The following is a 15,928-nucleotide window of genomic DNA, read 5'->3' as shown; positions in this document are numbered from 1 at the left end:
GCCACGGCGGTGGCCGGCATCGCTAAGATTAACTTTCAAGGAACGTGAATGAGTGTCTTCATTATTGCCATACCCCTGACGTTGTTTCTGCTGTTTGTCGCGCCGATCTGGCTCTGGCTGCATTACACAAAACGCCAGAATGGTGGGGCGGAACTGACGCAGAATGAACTGCAGCGTCTGCAACAGCTGACCCAGGACGCGCGTAAAATGCGTGAACGTATCCAGGCGCTGGAAGCCATCCTCGATGCCGAGCATCCTCACTGGAGGCAGCCATGATTCAGAAGAAACTGTACTGCATCCCGGAGCAGGGAAAGCTCAAAGGCGTCTGTGCCGGGATTGCCGAATACCTGGGTGTGCCGGTCATGCTGGTCCGCGTTATCGTGGTGATGTCGATGTTTTTCGGCCTCTTTGTCCTGACTATCGTCGGCTACTTCCTGCTGGCGATGCTGCTGCCGGACTTGCCGGCCAGCGAACAGGGGCGTGATAAACCGCTCAGTGCGCGACAGCTGCTGGATGAATTAAGCGCAGAGCTGAACGGCGGCGAACGGGAATTGCGTGAGGTGGAGCGTTATGTCACCTCAGAAACCTTTAGCGTACGCAGCCGGTTCAGCCAGCTGTAATCTACGGTGCTTTTTCAGGAGTGAATCAATGAGAAACTGGCAGCCCCACCCGCGCCTGAAAAAGGCCGGTAAATTTGTCCTTATCAACGCGCTCACTTATGGTCCGGCAGGGTTAAGCGGTTGGGCGGTGAAGTCCGTCGCCCGCAGGCCGTTAAAAATCCTGTTGGCCTGGGCGCTTGAGCCCCTGTTTAAACGCGTGATGCGCCGGGCCGCCGCGCGCTGGGTAAAACCCGCGCCCTGAGTCAAAGAAGCGGCAATGGCAGGAGGATGTTACGATAAGGAATATTAACGATAAGGTGCCAATGCCACAGATGAAACGACTACAACATGAATTGCTGTCGCTGGTGAATCGCGGCGCGGATCGCCATCTGCGCCTGGCGGTGACCGGATTGAGCCGCAGCGGCAAGACCGCTTTTATCACCTCCCTGGTTAACCAACTACTTAACGTCAATTCCGGTGCGCGTCTGCCCATGTTCTCTGCGGTGCGCGAGCAGCGCCTGCTGGGCGTCAAACGTGTGCCACAGCGCGATCTTGGCATCCCGCGTTTTACCTATGATGAAGGCGTGGCGCAGCTGTACGGCACGCCGCCAGACTGGCCGACCCCCACCCGGGGCGTGAGCGAAATGCGCCTGGCGTTACGCTACCGTTCGCAGGCCTCCCTGCTGCGCCATTTTAAAGAAACCTCCACGCTTTATCTGGAAATCGTCGACTATCCCGGTGAATGGCTGCTCGACCTGCCGATGCTGGAACAGGATTACCTCAGCTGGTCACGGCAGATGACCGGCCTGCTGCAGGGCGATCGCGCGGAGTGGGCACAGCGCTGGCGTCAGCTGTGTGAGGGCCTTGACCCGCTGGCGCCCGCCGATGAAAACCGCCTGGCCGAGATCGCCGCCGCCTGGACCGACTACCTGCAGCGCTGTAAACAGGAGGGACTGCACTTTATCCAACCCGGCCGCTTTGTGCTGCCGGGTGAAATGGCCGGTGCCCCGGCGCTGCAATTTTTCCCGTGGCCCGAAATAGCGGAAGGGGGCGAAACCCGCCTGGCCCAGGGGGATGCCGCCAGCAATATCGGCATGCTGCGTGCCCGCTATCAGTTCTACTGCCAGCACGTGGTGAAGGACTTTTATAAAAATCACTTCCTGCGCTTCGACCGTCAGATTGTTCTGGTGGATTGCCTGCAGCCGCTCAACAGCGGGCCGCAGGCGTTTAACGACATGCGCCTGGCGCTGACGCAGCTGATGCAGAGTTTTTCGTACGGCCAGCGCACCCTGTTCCGCCGGCTGTTTTCTCCGGTCATCGACAAGCTGCTGTTTGCGGCGACCAAATCCGATCATGTCACCGCCGACCAGCACGCCAATCTGGTGTCGCTGCTCCAGCAACTGGTGCAGGACGCCTGGCAGAACGCCGCGTTTGAAGGGATCAGGATGGAATGCGTCGGGCTGGCCTCGGTACAGGCCACACAGAGCGGCCACGTCGAACATCAGGGTGAGAGTATCCCGGCCCTGCGCGGCCACCGTCTGACCGACAACACCCCGCTGACCGTCTATCCGGGCGAAGTCCCGCCGCGTCTGCCGGGCAGCGCCTTCTGGCAGGATCAGGGGTTTCATTTTGAACAGTTCCGCCCGCAGGATCTGGATGTTGACCGGCCACTGCCGCATATCCGGATGGACGCGGCGCTGGAATTTCTTCTGGGAGATAAACTGCGATGACCGCACCGATTAAACCGCGTATCGATTTTGCCCAGCCGCTGAGTGATGAACCGGTTCCGATCCTGCGTCCGTCAAAGGCGTTTGCCGATCGTCAGGATCAGTTTGTCGCCGCTGATCCGGCGCAGGACGTAGAACCTGAAGGACCCGGTGAGCTGGCGGTGGAAGCCGCACTGCGGCCTAAACGCAGCCTGTGGCGCAAGATGGTGATGGCGGGTCTGGGTCTGTTTGGTGTCAGCGTTGTTGCTCAGGGCGTACAGTGGGCACACCAGGCATGGATCACCCAGGACTGGATCGGCCTCGGCGGCAGCGTGGCGGGCGGGTTGATTGTCGCGGCAGGGACCGGATCGCTGATCGGTGAATGGCGACGTCTGTATCGACTGCGTGAACGTGCGGAAGAGCGCGATGTGGCGCGTGAGCTGCTGGCCAGCCACGGTAGCGGCCAGGGCAGAGCCTTTTGTGAAAAGCTGGCACAGCAGGCGGGGCTGGCGTCCGGGCATCCGGCGCTGCAGCGCTGGCACGCCTCACTGCATGAAACCCAAAACGATCGCGAGGTCGTCGAGCTGTACGCCCAACTGGTGCAGCCGGTACTGGATCGGCAGGCCCGCCGCGAAATCAGCCGCTATGCCGCTGAATCTACGCTGATGATCGCCGTCAGCCCGCTGGCGCTGGTCGATATGGCCTTTATAGCCTGGCGTAACCTGCGTCTGGTGAACCGTATCGCCGCCCTCTACGGCATTGAACTGGGCTATTTCAGCCGCCTGCGACTGTTCCGTCTGGTCCTGCTGAACATCGCGTTTGCCGGCGCGTCAGAGCTGGTCCGTGAAGTGGGCATGGACTGGATGTCACAGGATCTTGCCGCCCGACTTTCCACCCGCGCCGCCCAGGGGATCGGGGCCGGTCTGCTGACCGCCCGCCTGGGAATTAAAGCCATGGAACTGTGCCGCCCGCTGCCGTGGCTGGAAGGGGATAAACCCCGCCTTGGTGATTTCCGCCGTGAGCTGATAGGGCAGTTAAAAGAGAGCGTACAAGGTAACGGTAAGAAGGAGAGTTAAACAGACTGTCAACTTTTCATGACACAACACTTCTGGGCTGGCGAGGGATAGCGTATTATCCATCAATACGCTCCGCACGGTGATAATAAAGGTTAAAACGCATGCGTCTTGAAGTCTTTTGCCAGGACCGAATCGGCCTGACCCGCGAACTACTGGATCTGCTGGTTGAACGCCGCATCGATCTGCGCGGTATCGAAATTGCCGCCATTGGCCGCATCTATCTTAATTTCTCCACCATCAGTTTTGAGCAGTTCAGCCAGCTGATGGCGGAGATCCGCCGGATCCCCGGCGTGACTGACGTACGTACCGTCTCCTTCCTGCCTTCCGAGCGCGAACACCGCGCCCTGAGCGCACTGCTGGTGGCGCTGCCGGACCCGGTATTTTCCATTGATCTGAAAAGTAAAGTTGAGCTGGCTAACCCGGCGGCACAAAGCCTTTTCGCGCTCAATGAAGAGAAAATGCGGAACTACAGCGCCGGATCGCTGATCAGCGGGTTTAACTTCCAGCGCTGGCTGGAAAGCGAGCGGATCGCACCCGAAGCCCACCACGTTGTGCTTCAGGGCCGCGACTTCCTGATGGAGGTCACCCCGATCTATGCGGAGGAAGAAGAGGGCGCAGTGCCTAATCCCGTTGGCGGCGTGGTGCTGCTCAAGTCCACCGCCCGTATGGGACAACAGTTGCAGAACCTGGCGGTGAACGACGACAGTGAATTCCAGCATATTGTTGCCGTCAGCACGAAAATGCGTCAGGTGGTGGACCAGGCGCGCAAGCTGGCGATGCTGGATGCACCGCTACTGATCGTCGGGGATACCGGCACCGGCAAAGACATGCTGGCGCGGGCCTGCCATCTGCGCAGCGCTCGGGGTAAAAAACCATTCCTGGCGCTGAACTGTGCCTCGCTGCCGGATGATGTCGCGGAAAGTGAACTGTTTGGCCATGCGGCCGGAGCCTATCCGAACGCGCTGGAAGGCAAAAAGGGCTTCTTCGAACAGGCCAGCGGCGGGTCAGTGCTGTTGGATGAGATCGGCGAAATGTCGCCCCGCATGCAGACCAAGCTGCTGCGCTTCCTTAACGACGGTACCTTCCGTCGGGTGGGCGAAGAGCACGAAGTGCATGTTAATGTCAGGGTGATCTGCGCCACGCAGAAAAACCTGATGGAACTGGTGCAGCGCGGGGAGTTCCGTGAGGACCTGTTCTACCGTCTGAACGTTCTGACGCTGAACCTGCCGCCGCTGCGCGACCGTCCGCAGGATATTCTGCCGCTGACCGAAATGTTTGTGGCGCGCTTTGCCGATGAGCAGGGCGTATCCCGTCCGAAACTGTCTGCCCAGCTTAACGCCTTCCTTACCCGCTATACGTGGCCGGGTAACGTGCGTCAGCTGAAAAATGCCCTTTATCGCGCACTGACACAGCTGGATGGTTATGAGCTGCGTCCTCAGGATATCGTCCTGCCGGAATATGCAATGGAGATGCCGCTGGCTGATGACGCAATAGAGGGATCGCTGGACGATATCACCAGTCGTTTTGAGCGGTCGGTGCTGACCCGGCTCTATCTGTCGTATCCCAGTACGCGAAAGCTGGCAAAACGCCTTGGCGTATCCCATACGGCGATTGCCAATAAGCTGCGTGAGTATGGATTGAGTCAGAAAAAAACCGAGGCGGATTAGCGATCGGCAGAAGGGCTGACAGGGGGCAGACTGCGAAAGCAGTCTGCCCTGGACGTTACTTCAGGGATGCCAGAGCGGCATCGTAATCCGGTTCAGTGGTAATTTCATTCACCAGCTGGCTGTAAATAACTTTATCCTGCTCATCCAGCACCACTACGGCACGCGCCGTCAGGCCGGTCAGTGGGCCGTCAACAATAGCAACACCGTAGTCTTTTTTGAACTCGCTGCCGCGCAGGGTAGAGAGCGTCACCACGTTGCTCAGGCCATCAGAGCCGCAGAAGCGTGACTGGGCAAACGGCAGATCGGCAGAAATACACAGCACCACGGCATTATCCACTTCACCGGCGCGCTGATTAAACTTGCGCACGGAGGTGGCGCATACGCCGGTATCGATGCTGGGGAAAATGTTCAGGACTTTACGTTTGCCCGCATAGTGGGACAGAGAGACATCGGAGAGATCTTTGGCCACCAGGGTGAACGGTTTTGCCGCCTGGCCCGGTGCTGGCAGTTGCCCGTCAACGGAAACCGGGTTGCCCTGGAAATGTACGGTCTGAGACATAATCTATCCTTTTAATGTTAATGGTGTTTAACCTGCTTCAGTGTATGCCATGCTGAAGCAGTGAGACAGTATAAATACGACATAATATGCGCCCGCCAAACCAATTGAAGGATTTGAGCATGAGATCGGTAAAAGCCTGGCCGGAAAACTGGCCGTTACATTCGCCGTTTGTGATCGCACGCGGTGCCCGCAGTGACGCGGGCGTGGTGGTGGTTGAGCTGGAAGAGAACGGTATCAAAGCGGTGGGGGAATGTACCCCGTATCCACGCTACGGCGAGAGTGAGGATTCTGTGCTGGCGCAAATCAGCGCGCTGCTGCCAGCGCTGGAGCAGGGGCTGACGCGAGAAGAGCTGCAGCAGCGGCTGCCCGCCGGAGCAGCACGCAATGCTATCGACAGTGCCCTGTGGGGCCTTGAGGTGGCCCGCGATGGCCAGAATCTGTGGCAGCTGACCTCACAGCAGGCACCGGCGCTGATTGAGATTGCACAAACCGTCAGTATCGACGGCCCGGAGATGATGGCCAGCAGCGCGCTGGCGCTGTGGGAGAATGGTGCGCGGCTGCTGAAAATAAAACTGGATCATCATCTGATCACCGAACGTCTTGTGGCCATCCGCAGTGCGGTGCCGGAGGCAACGCTGATCGTCGATGCCAACGAGTCCTGGCAGAGCGAAGGGCTGGCAGCGCGCTGTCAGCTGCTGGCCGATCTTGGCGTCGCGATGCTGGAACAGCCACTCCCTGCCGGGGAAGACGCGGCGCTGGAAAACTTCATTCATCCGCTGCCCATTTGTGCGGATGAAAGCTGCCACACCGTAGAAAGCCTGCCGGCGCTGCGCGGACGCTATGAGATGGTGAATATCAAACTGGACAAAACCGGCGGTCTGACGGCCGCGCTGACGCTGGCGCAGGCCGCAGCAGACCAGGGGTTTGGCATCATGCTTGGCTGTATGCTGTGCACCTCACGCGCCATTCGCGCAGCGTTACCGCTGGTGCCGCAGGCGCGTTTTATCGATCTTGATGGCCCGACCTGGCTGGCGGTGGATGCGGAACCCGCCCTGCCGTTCAGCTGCGGGCGCATCGAGCTGTCACGGCTGCCAGTAGAGTAAATCGACCAGCGCCCCGAGATAGCGTTCGCTGGCCTCATCGGCGGCCACTGGCGGGAATTCCGCCGTAATGCAGGGCAGGCTGATATCCGCACACCAGCTGCCAAACGAACCCGGCGTGGCATAGCCGACGCTGCTGACCAGCGGCAGGCCGGTTTTTGCCGCCAGCCAGTGACCCAGCGGACTGCTATCAGGGTCTTCGATACAGGCCAGCGGCTCATGGAACGTGACAATCCAGGCAGGGGACAGCCGGTGGATCAGCTGGCACAGCGCCGCCGTTTCCGGCTCTGAACCGGCATGTTCCCCGGTGGAGAGCAACACATCGCGCTCATCGGCCACGCTGTTCCAGCGGTACACCGTTTCACCGTGCTGCCAGTTGGCAGCAGGAAAGTTGCGGTTAAGGTCGACCCCACTGGCATTGGCGCGCAGGCCAAGCTGACAGCCATCGGGGTTCACCGCCAGCACCACGTGATGACGACGATGACTGTCCTGTAACGTGCGCATGGCGCAGGAGAGGGTCACCACGGCGGCAGTTTCATCTCCGTGCGTTCCGGCCAGGATCAACCCGCTGTCCTTGCTGGCCAGCGGGGCCGGGAACCAGAGCAGTGGCGCACCCAGCACCGACTGCCCGTACTGTTGCGGGCGGGCATCAAGGCGACCGCGCAGCGGGCGGGGGTGGAATAACGACATGGGCAGGGCTCCGGATAGACTGTTCTGTGCTAAAACTAGCATATTGCCCGGGAAGGTACATCGCCTGGGTGTTGAATAAAAACACTATTTCACCGCATGTCATTTGCGTTACAGTGCCAGCAGTAAGAAAATCCCGCAGTTTTGCTGACAGGTAAGGATCCCGGAATGAGAAAATCCCCCTCTTTTGCGCTGGCCGCTCTGGCGCTGTGTATTGTCTCCACGTCTCGCGCTGCCGATGTTCCGGCGGGCACTGCGCTGGCCGCGCGCCAGGAAATCGTTCGTCACATTAAAGATGAACCCGCCTCGCTCGACCCGGTAAAAGCGGTGGGGCTGCCGGAGATCCCGGTGATCCGTGACCTTTTTGAAGGCTTAACCAATCAGGATGCCAGCGGAAAAATCGTACCGGGCGTCGCTACCACCTGGCAGACCAACGACAATAAGACCTGGATCTTTACGCTGCGCAAAGATGCCCGCTGGTCAAACGGTGACACTGTCACTGCTGCGGACTTTGTTTACAGCTGGCGGCGGCTGGTCGACCCCAAAAATACTTCAACCTTCGCCTGGTTTGCTGAACTGGCGGGCATACAGAATGCCGGGGCCATCGTTAAAGGTGATATGAGCCCGGACAAGCTGGGCGTCAGCGCCATCGATGATACCCATCTGCAGGTCACGCTCGACAGGCCGGTGCCGTATTTTGTCAGCCTCACCGCTAACTTCAGCCTGTTCCCTGTACCTGAAAAGGTTATCGCCACCTATGGCGACCAGTGGACGCGTCCGGGTAATCTGGTGGGTAACGGTGCCTACCAGCTGAACAGCCGGGTGGTAAATGAGAAAGTCGTACTGGTTCGCAATTCGCACTACTGGGATAACGCGCATACGGTGCTGACCAAAGTGACCTATGTGCCGATCAGTGAAGAGTCCAGTGCCACCAAGCGCTATCGAGCGGGGGATATTGATATCACCGAATCGTTCCCGAAAGAGCTGTATGGCTTGCTGAAAAAACAGATCCCCGGTGAGGTTTACACCCCTGACCAGTTGGGCACCTACTACTATGCGTTTAATACCCGCAAAGGGCCAACGGCTGACGTGCGTGTGCGTCAGGCGCTCTCCTGGTCCATCGACCGCAAAATTATTGCCGAAAAAGTGCTGGGAACCGGAGAAAAACCGGCCTGGCACTTCACGCCTGACGTCACGGCGGGCTTTACGCCGAAAGCCAGCTTTATGCAGCAGCACAGCCAGGAGGAGCTGAACGCTCAGGCGAAAGCCCTGCTGGCCGCGGCGGGTTACGGGCCGACCCATCCGCTTAACCTCACGCTGCTGTATAACACCTCAGAGACGCACAAGAAAATTGCGATTGCCGTCGCCTCAATGTGGAAGAAAAACCTCGGGGTGGACGTGAAGCTGCAAAACCAGGAGTGGAAAACCTATATTGATAGCCGCAACAGCGGCAACTTTGATGTGATCCGCGCGTCCTGGGTCGGGGATTATAATGAGCCGTCCACCTTCCTCAGCCTGCTTACCTCCACCCACAGCGGTAATATCTCCGGCTTCAATAGTGCAGAGTACGACGCCGTGCTGGCCCAGGCCAGCCGTCAGACGAATGACAAGGCGCGTAACGACGACTATAACCGGGCGGAGCAGATTATCGCCGGACAGGCCCCGATAGCGCCGATTTATCAGTACACCAACGGACGGCTGATCAAGCCGTATGTGAAGGGTTATCCCATCACCAACCCGGAAGATGTCGCCTACAGCCGTACCCTGTATATTTTAAAACACTGACCGTACGTCCGGCGTCATCGCCAGGATAAGCCGCGGCACCGGTTGCTGCTTATGCCATTGAGCCGCGGGGATGTGGTGCATAATGCAGCAACTCAGTTTGACGGTGATGATGATGAAACGATTTGCTCTGCTTGTGTTTGTGGTGATGCTCAGTGGCTGCGCACTGAAACAGTATCCTGCTTCTCCGCCGGTTAGCGCGGTGCAGGCCGATCAGCTCGACTGCCAGGGCGTGCAGCAGCAAATCGCTGAACAGAAAAAAGTGCAGCAGGAAATTGATAAAAAAGGGGAGTTTGATGCCCTGACCGTGGTAGGTGCCGCAATGGACTTTGGCATTGGCAACGGTATAGCCAAACAACAGGCGCAAAAACACGCCACGGAGCGTGAACAGCAGTTGAACGATCTGGCCACCCGCAAATGTTCCCGGCGCGTTTAGGAAACAGATCGTTACAAAGCGCGAGCTCTATCACAGAACGGCAGACCGGTGCTTGAGACCCGCGTATAATACCTTATCGTGTGAACACTGGATTGTTACTGCATTTTAGCAGGCAAAACCTGACCACCGGAGCTCCTCCGGCGGTCAGGTTTTTTTGTTTTCAGGCCGGGAAATGAAAATAGCAAAAGTGTTAAATAATAACGTGGTCATTGTCCATGACGAACAGGGGCATGAACTGGTGGTGATGGGTCGTGGGCTGGCGTTTAAAAAGCGCAGCGGAGAAGAATTCGATCCGGCGCTGGTTGAAAAAACCTTTGCGCTGAAAAGTCAGGAGCTGACCGGGCGTCTGGGCGAACTGCTGTCTGAAATCCCGCTGGAGGTAGTGATTGCCACAGAATGTATCATTGCGCTGGCGCGGGAGCAGCTCGGTAGTCCGCTTCATGACAGTCTGGCTATTGCGCTGACCGATCATGTTAATTTTGCCCTGACCCGGCATCAGCAAAACCTGCCGATCCGTAACGTGCTGCAGTGGGAGATCCGAAGCCTCTATCCGAAGGAGTATGCAATCGGGCTGGCGGCGCTGGATATTATCGAAAAGCGCCTGCAGGTACGACTGCCGGAGGATGAAGCCGGGTTTATTGCCCTGCATCTGGTTAATGCCCAGCTGGGCAGCGAGATGCCCGCAGTGATGCACATCACTAAATTTATGCAGGAGATCCTGCATCTGGTGAAGTACCAGCTACAGCTCGATTATCAGCCCGACTCGCTAAGTTATAACCGCTTTGTCACCCATCTAAAATTTTTCTCGCAGCGGATGCTGGGAAAACGCGGCGTTTATAGCGATGACGAATCGCTGCACGATGTGGTTCGCGATCGTTATCCTGCGGCCTACCGGTGCGTGGACAAAATTGATCGCCATGTGAGAAAGAATTACGACTACGCGCTGGGCAGTGAGGAGCGGATGTTTTTAACAATCCATATTGAGCGTGTCAGGAAGGAGACGCTGGCGCTGGATGATGATAAAGATGAGGCCTGATGGCCTCATCTCCTCACATGCTGTGAAAGTTTACGCCGGGTTCAGCACCCGGCGCGTGCGGCCTGAGCTCAGGTAGTCCGCAATATAGTCCTGGGAAATCTCTCCGCTGTAGCGACCGTCCTCGTCGACAATGGGCATCCACACCATATTGTGTTCATACAGCTTGGACAGCACCACGCGCAGGTTCTCTTCGGCTTTACCGGTGACGGTAAAGTGATGCAGCCTGTCGGCACAGACGCCGCTGGCACCGCGCGCTTCACGGCGCTTAACAAAGCCCAGCGGTCGGCCGTCCTCGTCGACCACCGTAATCGAACGCAAATCGTGATCGTCCATCATGCCGAACGCATCCGCCAGCGGGGTAGACTTTTGCACGGTATGGGTCGGCTGCTGGTCGGTGACATCGCCCGCCTGCACCAGTAACAAACGCTTCAGCGTACGGTCCTGGCCGACGAACGATCCGACAAATTCATTGGCCGGCTTCGCCAGCAGCTCGTCCGGGCTGGCACACTGCACGATCTTTCCCTGACCGAACACGGCAATGCGGTCACCCAGTTTCAGCGCTTCATCAATGTCATGGCTGACCAGCATCACGGTCTTTTTCAGCTGGCGCTGCATATCAAGAAACTCATTCTGGATCACCTCGCGGTTAATCGGGTCGACGGCACCGAACGGCTCATCCATCAGCAGCACCGGTGGATCTGCCGCCAGTGCGCGGATGACGCCGATACGCTGCTGCTGGCCGCCCGACATTTCACGCGGGTAGCGCTGCAGAAACTTATTCGCATCCAGCGCCATCATGCTCATCAGCTCGCTGGCACGCGCCTTACAGCGCTGCTTATCCCAGCCCAGCATGCGCGGCACCACGGTGATGTTCTCTTCAATAGTCATATTCGGGAACAGGCCAATCTGCTGGATGACGTAGCCAATATTACGACGCAGCGTCACGGTATCCAGCCCGCTGGTGTCTTCACCGTTGATGAGGATTTTACCACTGCTGGACGGGATCAGCCGGTTGATCATTTTCAGCGTGGTGGTTTTACCACAGCCGGAAGGGCCGAGTAGTACGCACATCTCACCCTCAGGGACATTTAGGCTGACGTTGTCGACGGCATTAAAGCTGTTGCCGTTTTTCTGCCTGAAGGTTTTGGTGAGATTTTCCAGTTTTATCATTATCGAATCCCCTTAGGTGTCAGTGCTATCTGCAAACGGTGCAGCAGCCAGTCAAGCACGATCGCCAGTAAGCAGATCATTAATGCACCAGCAATCAACATGCGGATATCGCTTCCGCTAATTCCATCCAGCAGCAGCAGGCCAAGACCGCCCGCGCCAATCACCGCTGCGATGGCCATCACGCCGACGTTCATCACCACCGCCGTGCGGATACCGCCAAAAATCACCGGCAGGGCCATAGGAATTTCGACCCAGCGCAGGCGCTGCCAGAAAGTCATCCCAATCCCGCGTCCCGCTTCACGCAGGCCGTCGGGCAGATTTTCCAGCGCCGTGTGGGTGTTGCGCACAATCGGTAACAGAGAATAGAGAAACACCGCTGTGACGGCGGGCAGGACACCAATGCCCTGACCGATCAGTGAAAAAAGCGGGATCATCAGGCCAAACAGGGCGATAGAAGGAATGGTCAGCACAATAGTGGCCAGTCCAAGTACCGGCGTCGCCAGCCATTTAAAACGCACAATCAGAATACCGAGCGGCACGCCCGCAACAATGGCGAAACCGACGGCCAGCGCCACCAGCCACAGGTGCTGAAAGGTGAGGGTGCCGAGATAGCCGGCATTATCAATCATATAATGGATCGTCTCCACGAAGCCTCCTTACAGCATGTTGTGGGATGTCAGGAAATCACGGGCCACCTGCTGAGGCGACTGGTGGTCGATATCCACACGCTTGTTCATTTCAGTGATGGCTTCGTCGGTGATCAGCGGCGACAGCTTATTCAGCGCCGCTTCCAGACCCGGATGATCCCGCAGCGCTTTCTCGGTCACCACCGGCGTCACCGCATAGCTGGGGAAGAAACCTTTGTCATCTTTCAACACTTTCAGTTCGAAGCCTTTTACCCGGCCGTCGGTGGTATATACCAGTCCGGCGTCAACAAAACCGTCACGAATGGCGTTATACACCAGTCCCGGATCCATCTGGCGGATCTGCGGGCGATCCAGCGGCATATTGTAGGCTTTCTGCAGGGGTTTAAGCCCATCTGAACGTCCGGCAAACTCCAAATCCAGTCCCAGCATCCAGTTGTGGTCAGGGTCGTTTTTACGCACCTGCTCAATTTTCGCCACCAGCTGCGACAGAGTCTCAATGTTTTCGGCTTTCGCACGTTCGGCGGACATCGCAAAGGCGTAAGTGTTATTCATCGGGGCGGGTTTCAGCCACACCAGCCCCAGCTTTGCATCCAGCTTTTTCACCGTCTGATAGGCCTGCTCTGACGACATGCGCTGAGTGATGTTATTGAAAATAATCAGCGAGGTGCCGGTATACTCCCAGGCCATGTCGACCTGTTTATTGATCATCGCGTTACGGGCAATCACGGTAGCAATATTGGTCTTGGGTTCAACCTCAAAGCCCTGTTTACGCAGATACTGCGTGGTGAGCGCAGATAAAATATGCTGCTCGGTAAAACTCTTGGTGGTCATGACAATAGGCGCGGCAGCGGCCATACCGCTTAACGCCAGTGATGCCGCCAGGGCAAGCGCGCTCGCCTGAAGCCAGCGGGAAAGAAGGGGGGTACCAGCCATAGTCAGCTCCCTGTTATTTTTAAGCCGTATGCGGGCTGAGAAGACGGCCGAGGCCGGCCAGCAATAAATCGAGGATCAGGGCAAAAAGCGCCGTTGCCGCTGCCCCCAGGATCAACGTCGGGAAATCATTGAGGTAGATACCGGGGAAAATCAGCTCACCGTAACTGCTGGCACCAATCAGAAACGCCAGCGGGGCTGTACCCACGTTGATCGCCATCGCCACGCGAATGCCGGATAACATCACGGGCATTGCATTAGGAAGCTCGACCTGACGCAGGCGCTGTCCCCGGGTCATGCCGATACCGTCGGCCGCTTCCAGCAGCGATGACGGTACCGAACAGAGCCCGGCATAGGTGTTACGCACAACCGGCAGCAGTGAGGCGAGGAAGAGGGCAACGATCGCCGGACGGTCACCGATGCCGATCACCACCATCGCCAGCGCCAGTACCGCCAGCGGCGGCAGCGTATTGCCGATGTTAAAGATCTGCATGATGTACTCTGCCCAGCGGCGCGCGCCAGGACGGCTGAGGGCGATACCGCTGGGGATGCCCACCAGCAGCGCAAACAGCATGGACCAGAACACCAGCGTCATGTGCTGCTGGCCCAGATAGATCAGATCGACGCGTTTTGCCTTAATGGTTTCAAACCCCAGCCCCCAGACCAGCAGGGCAACGATCGCGGCAATAAAAAGCGCCGCCAGTAAGGCACGCCGTAACAGCGTGGTAGGTTGCATATCAGTGTTCTCCCTGGAACGCGGGTAAGCATTAAAAGTGTTGATCTCATGGGCGATTATCACTTTACCCGGTAAACTAGCCCTCAAATCTATAGCAGCGAAACGGCAGAACTGGCAAATTTTTGGCTGAAAATCAGTAGGATACTTTTTCGCTAAATGTGCCTGCAGCCCTTGATAGCACAGGAAAAATTAACGATGAAAAAATTCATCGTCAAAAGGTGACACCGTCACAAAAGTAAAAATAAGCACAATTCGGAAACTGCCGTGCGAAATATCATCCACACTTTCAGGCTCTACTTCAGAAAGGGACACCATGTCGGAATCAATTGCTACGCCCGTTAAGTCACGCCACTGGATCCTGATTGCCTCGATGCTGGCCATGTTCATGGCGGCGATTGAAGTGACTATCGTGGCCACCGCGATGCCGACCATCATTGCTGAACTGGGCGGTTTTTCGCAGTTTGGCTGGGTTTTTTCTATCTATCTGCTGACCCAGGCGGTCAGCGTGCCGATTTACGGGCGGCTGGCCGATCTGTGGGGCCGCAAACGCATGTTCTTTATCGGCACCGGGCTGTTTCTTGTCGGGTCTGTGCTGTGCGGGTTCGCCACCCATATGGGCTGGCTGATCCTGTTCCGCGCCTTCCAGGGGTTAGGGGCCGGGGCCATTATGCCGCTGACCTCGACGATTATTGCCGATGTCTATCCGCCCAAAGAGCGGGCTGGCGTTCAGGGATGGCTGTCGAGCGTCTGGGGCGTTGCCGCCATTGTCGGGCCGCTGACCGGAGCCTGGCTGGTACAGCATTTCAACTGGGCACTGATTTTCTGGGTCAACGTGCCCATTGGCATCCTGTCAATGCTGCTGCTGGCGCGCTTCTTCCCGGAGTCGAAAGCGCGCAGCCCGCACCGGCTTAACCTGGCGGGCAGCGCGTGGCTGATGCTGACCGTCAGTGCGCTACTGGTGGCCTTGTTACAGGCTGAGGCGCTTGGTGCTACGCGGGTGGTGGGACTGTTGCTGCTGGCCGTGCTGACCGGGATAGCACTGGTACGGCACGAACGCAGCGCCCGCGAACCGCTGTTCCCGGCGGCGATCTGGCGCAGCCGCACGTTGCTGGCCGGTAACGCGGGCAATCTGATGATTGGGGCGGCCATGATGGGCATCAGTGCCTTTCTGCCGACGTGGATACAGGGGGTTAACGGCGGCACGCCGCTGCAGGCGGGCAGTGCGCTGGCCATGATGTCGATCGGCTGGCCGCTGGCCAGTACCCTCAGTGGCCGACTGATGCAGCGTACTTCTTACCGTTTTACCGCGCTGCTGGGCTCGGTGCTGCTGATCCTCGGTACCGGTCTGCTGCTGACGCTGCACCGTGAAAGTCCGGTGTGGCACGCCGGGCTGTTCGCCTTTGTGATCGGGACGGGAATGGGCATGACCAGCACCACCTTCCTTATTGCCGTGCAGAACACCGCAGACTTCGCCATTCGCGGTATCTGCACCGCATCGATTATGTTTAGCCGCATGCTCGGGTCGGCACTCGGCACTGCGGTGATGGGCGCGGTGCTGAACTACAATTTGCTATTGCGCCTGCCAGACGATACCGATCCGGTGCAGCAGGTGATGTCACACGGCCAGCGGCAGCAGATTGACCCGTCAACGTTGACGGTGATGTTGAATGAAATCGCGCATTCGCTGCACTGGGTGTTTGCCGTTTCGGCCGTTATCGCGGGGATGAGTCTGGTGATTTCGCGCTTTGTTCCGGCAGAAAAGCCGATCTGAGACGGGAGAGGGGGGTGGGCCGGTTT

The 15,928-nt window shown here is 58.0% G+C and carries 17 protein-coding genes; 11 read left to right on the top strand and 6 right to left on the bottom strand.

Annotated elements, in window-relative coordinates:
- Positions 1–48 precede the first annotated feature (48 nt).
- The 6 genes from pspB (at position 49) to tyrR (ending at position 5,048) form a co-directional block, all read left to right on the top strand.
- Positions 49–276 (top strand): envelope stress response membrane protein PspB, encoded by a 228-nt coding sequence (gene pspB, locus IFU29_RS02105; protein ID WP_062743180.1) that lies wholly within the window; start codon positions 49–51, stop codon positions 274–276.
- A complete protein-coding gene (gene pspC / locus IFU29_RS02100; RefSeq protein ID WP_191932457.1) occupies positions 273–620 on the top strand; it encodes an envelope stress response membrane protein PspC in 348 nt (115 codons plus the stop codon). The genes pspB and pspC overlap by 4 nt, the downstream gene beginning before the upstream one ends.
- 28 nt (positions 621–648) lie before the next feature.
- Positions 649–861 carry a phage shock protein PspD gene (gene pspD / locus IFU29_RS02095; RefSeq protein WP_191932456.1) on the top strand — a complete coding sequence of 71 codons (213 nt, stop codon included), beginning with the start codon at positions 649–651 and terminating at the stop codon, positions 859–861.
- Positions 862–931: 70 nt separating this feature from the next.
- Positions 932–2,329, top strand: coding sequence for a YcjX family protein (locus IFU29_RS02090; protein WP_191932455.1), 1,398 nt, complete (start codon positions 932–934; stop codon positions 2,327–2,329).
- Complete coding sequence (locus IFU29_RS02085; RefSeq protein ID WP_191932454.1) at positions 2,326–3,381, top strand: YcjF family protein; 1,056 nt, start codon at positions 2,326–2,328, stop codon at positions 3,379–3,381. Before IFU29_RS02090 ends, IFU29_RS02085 begins: the two co-directional genes overlap by 4 nt.
- A 101-nt stretch (positions 3,382–3,482) precedes the next feature.
- Positions 3,483–5,048, top strand: coding sequence for a transcriptional regulator TyrR (gene tyrR / locus IFU29_RS02080; protein WP_191932453.1), 1,566 nt, complete (start codon positions 3,483–3,485; stop codon positions 5,046–5,048).
- A gap of 55 nt (positions 5,049–5,103) precedes the next feature.
- Here the strand turns inward: tyrR and tpx are convergent, their stop codons facing one another.
- On the bottom strand, positions 5,104–5,607 hold the full coding sequence (tpx, locus tag IFU29_RS02075) for a thiol peroxidase (RefSeq protein WP_191932452.1): 504 nt from the start codon (positions 5,605–5,607) through the stop codon (positions 5,104–5,106).
- Positions 5,608–5,726: 119 nt separating this feature from the next.
- On the opposite strand from tpx, the gene ycjG reads away from it, so the two are divergent.
- Positions 5,727–6,710 (top strand): L-Ala-D/L-Glu epimerase, encoded by a 984-nt coding sequence (gene ycjG, locus IFU29_RS02070; RefSeq protein WP_191932451.1) that lies wholly within the window; start codon positions 5,727–5,729, stop codon positions 6,708–6,710.
- Here ycjG and mpaA read toward each other — a convergent pair.
- Complete coding sequence (gene mpaA, locus IFU29_RS02065) at positions 6,690–7,397, bottom strand: murein tripeptide amidase MpaA (protein ID WP_191932450.1); 708 nt, start codon at positions 7,395–7,397, stop codon at positions 6,690–6,692. The genes ycjG and mpaA overlap by 21 nt on opposite strands.
- A gap of 165 nt (positions 7,398–7,562) precedes the next feature.
- Here mpaA and IFU29_RS02060 point away from each other — a divergent pair, with 165 nt between their 5' ends.
- The 3 genes from IFU29_RS02060 to licT all read left to right on the top strand — a co-directional run bounded on the left by IFU29_RS02060 (position 7,563) and on the right by licT (position 10,648).
- On the top strand, positions 7,563–9,179 hold the full coding sequence (locus IFU29_RS02060) for a peptide ABC transporter substrate-binding protein (protein ID WP_191932449.1): 1,617 nt from the start codon (positions 7,563–7,565) through the stop codon (positions 9,177–9,179).
- 82 nt (positions 9,180–9,261) lie between these two features.
- Positions 9,262–9,612 (top strand): hypothetical protein, encoded by a 351-nt coding sequence (locus IFU29_RS02055; protein ID WP_244633606.1) that lies wholly within the window; start codon positions 9,262–9,264, stop codon positions 9,610–9,612.
- Positions 9,613–9,784: 172 nt separating this feature from the next.
- On the top strand, positions 9,785–10,648 hold the full coding sequence (licT, locus tag IFU29_RS02050) for a BglG family transcription antiterminator LicT (protein WP_191932448.1): 864 nt from the start codon (positions 9,785–9,787) through the stop codon (positions 10,646–10,648).
- 30 nt (positions 10,649–10,678) lie between these two features.
- Here the strand turns inward: licT and osmV are convergent, their stop codons facing one another.
- The 4 genes from osmV to IFU29_RS02030 are packed head-to-tail and all read right to left on the bottom strand — an operon-like array spanning position 10,679 to position 14,131.
- Positions 10,679–11,818, bottom strand: a complete 1,140-nt coding sequence (osmV, locus tag IFU29_RS02045) for an osmoprotectant ABC transporter ATP-binding protein OsmV (protein ID WP_191932447.1) — start codon at positions 11,816–11,818, stop codon at positions 10,679–10,681.
- Positions 11,818–12,465, bottom strand: coding sequence for an osmoprotectant ABC transporter permease OsmW (osmW, locus tag IFU29_RS02040; protein ID WP_191932446.1), 648 nt, complete (start codon positions 12,463–12,465; stop codon positions 11,818–11,820). The genes osmV and osmW overlap by 1 nt, the downstream gene beginning before the upstream one ends.
- Positions 12,466–12,474: 9 nt before the next feature.
- On the bottom strand, positions 12,475–13,398 hold the full coding sequence (locus IFU29_RS02035; protein ID WP_191932445.1) for a glycine betaine ABC transporter substrate-binding protein: 924 nt from the start codon (positions 13,396–13,398) through the stop codon (positions 12,475–12,477).
- 19 nt (positions 13,399–13,417) lie between these two features.
- On the bottom strand, positions 13,418–14,131 hold the full coding sequence (locus IFU29_RS02030; RefSeq protein WP_191932444.1) for an ABC transporter permease: 714 nt from the start codon (positions 14,129–14,131) through the stop codon (positions 13,418–13,420).
- Positions 14,132–14,444: 313 nt separating this feature from the next.
- Between IFU29_RS02030 and IFU29_RS02025 the strand changes: the two genes are divergently transcribed.
- Entirely contained in the window at positions 14,445–15,902 is a 1,458-nt protein-coding gene (locus IFU29_RS02025; RefSeq protein ID WP_191932443.1) for an MDR family MFS transporter, read from the top strand.
- Positions 15,903–15,928 lie beyond the last annotated feature (26 nt).

The organism is Erwinia persicina, assembly GCF_014838825.1.
GTDB lineage: Bacteria > Pseudomonadota > Gammaproteobacteria > Enterobacterales > Enterobacteriaceae > Erwinia > Erwinia persicina_A.
The sequence above is the reverse complement of the archived record's forward strand: the minus strand, read 5'-3'. Positions and strand labels throughout refer to the sequence as shown.

Excerpts from the sequence above, each read along its gene's own strand:
- tpx (WP_191932452.1), bottom strand. The coding sequence starts at position 5,607 with ATGTCTCAGACCGTACATTTCCAGGGCAACCCGGTTTCCGTTGACGGG.
- IFU29_RS02055 (WP_244633606.1), top strand. The coding sequence starts at position 9,262 with ATGCAGCAACTCAGTTTGACGGTGATGATGATGAAACGATTTGCTCTG.
- ycjG (WP_191932451.1), top strand. The coding sequence starts at position 5,727 with ATGAGATCGGTAAAAGCCTGGCCGGAAAACTGGCCGTTACATTCGCCG.
- IFU29_RS02085 (WP_191932454.1), top strand. The coding sequence starts at position 2,326 with ATGACCGCACCGATTAAACCGCGTATCGATTTTGCCCAGCCGCTGAGT.
- tyrR (WP_191932453.1), top strand. The coding sequence starts at position 3,483 with ATGCGTCTTGAAGTCTTTTGCCAGGACCGAATCGGCCTGACCCGCGAA.
- IFU29_RS02030 (WP_191932444.1), bottom strand. The coding sequence starts at position 14,131 with ATGCAACCTACCACGCTGTTACGGCGTGCCTTACTGGCGGCGCTTTTT.
- mpaA (WP_191932450.1), bottom strand. The coding sequence starts at position 7,397 with ATGTCGTTATTCCACCCCCGCCCGCTGCGCGGTCGCCTTGATGCCCGC.
- IFU29_RS02060 (WP_191932449.1), top strand. The coding sequence starts at position 7,563 with ATGAGAAAATCCCCCTCTTTTGCGCTGGCCGCTCTGGCGCTGTGTATT.
- IFU29_RS02090 (WP_191932455.1), top strand. The coding sequence starts at position 932 with ATGAAACGACTACAACATGAATTGCTGTCGCTGGTGAATCGCGGCGCG.
- IFU29_RS02025 (WP_191932443.1), top strand. The coding sequence starts at position 14,445 with ATGTCGGAATCAATTGCTACGCCCGTTAAGTCACGCCACTGGATCCTG.
- osmV (WP_191932447.1), bottom strand. The coding sequence starts at position 11,818 with ATGATAAAACTGGAAAATCTCACCAAAACCTTCAGGCAGAAAAACGGC.
- pspB (WP_062743180.1), top strand. The coding sequence starts at position 49 with ATGAGTGTCTTCATTATTGCCATACCCCTGACGTTGTTTCTGCTGTTT.
- pspD (WP_191932456.1), top strand. The coding sequence starts at position 649 with ATGAGAAACTGGCAGCCCCACCCGCGCCTGAAAAAGGCCGGTAAATTT.
- IFU29_RS02035 (WP_191932445.1), bottom strand. The coding sequence starts at position 13,398 with ATGGCTGGTACCCCCCTTCTTTCCCGCTGGCTTCAGGCGAGCGCGCTT.
- pspC (WP_191932457.1), top strand. The coding sequence starts at position 273 with ATGATTCAGAAGAAACTGTACTGCATCCCGGAGCAGGGAAAGCTCAAA.
- licT (WP_191932448.1), top strand. The coding sequence starts at position 9,785 with ATGAAAATAGCAAAAGTGTTAAATAATAACGTGGTCATTGTCCATGAC.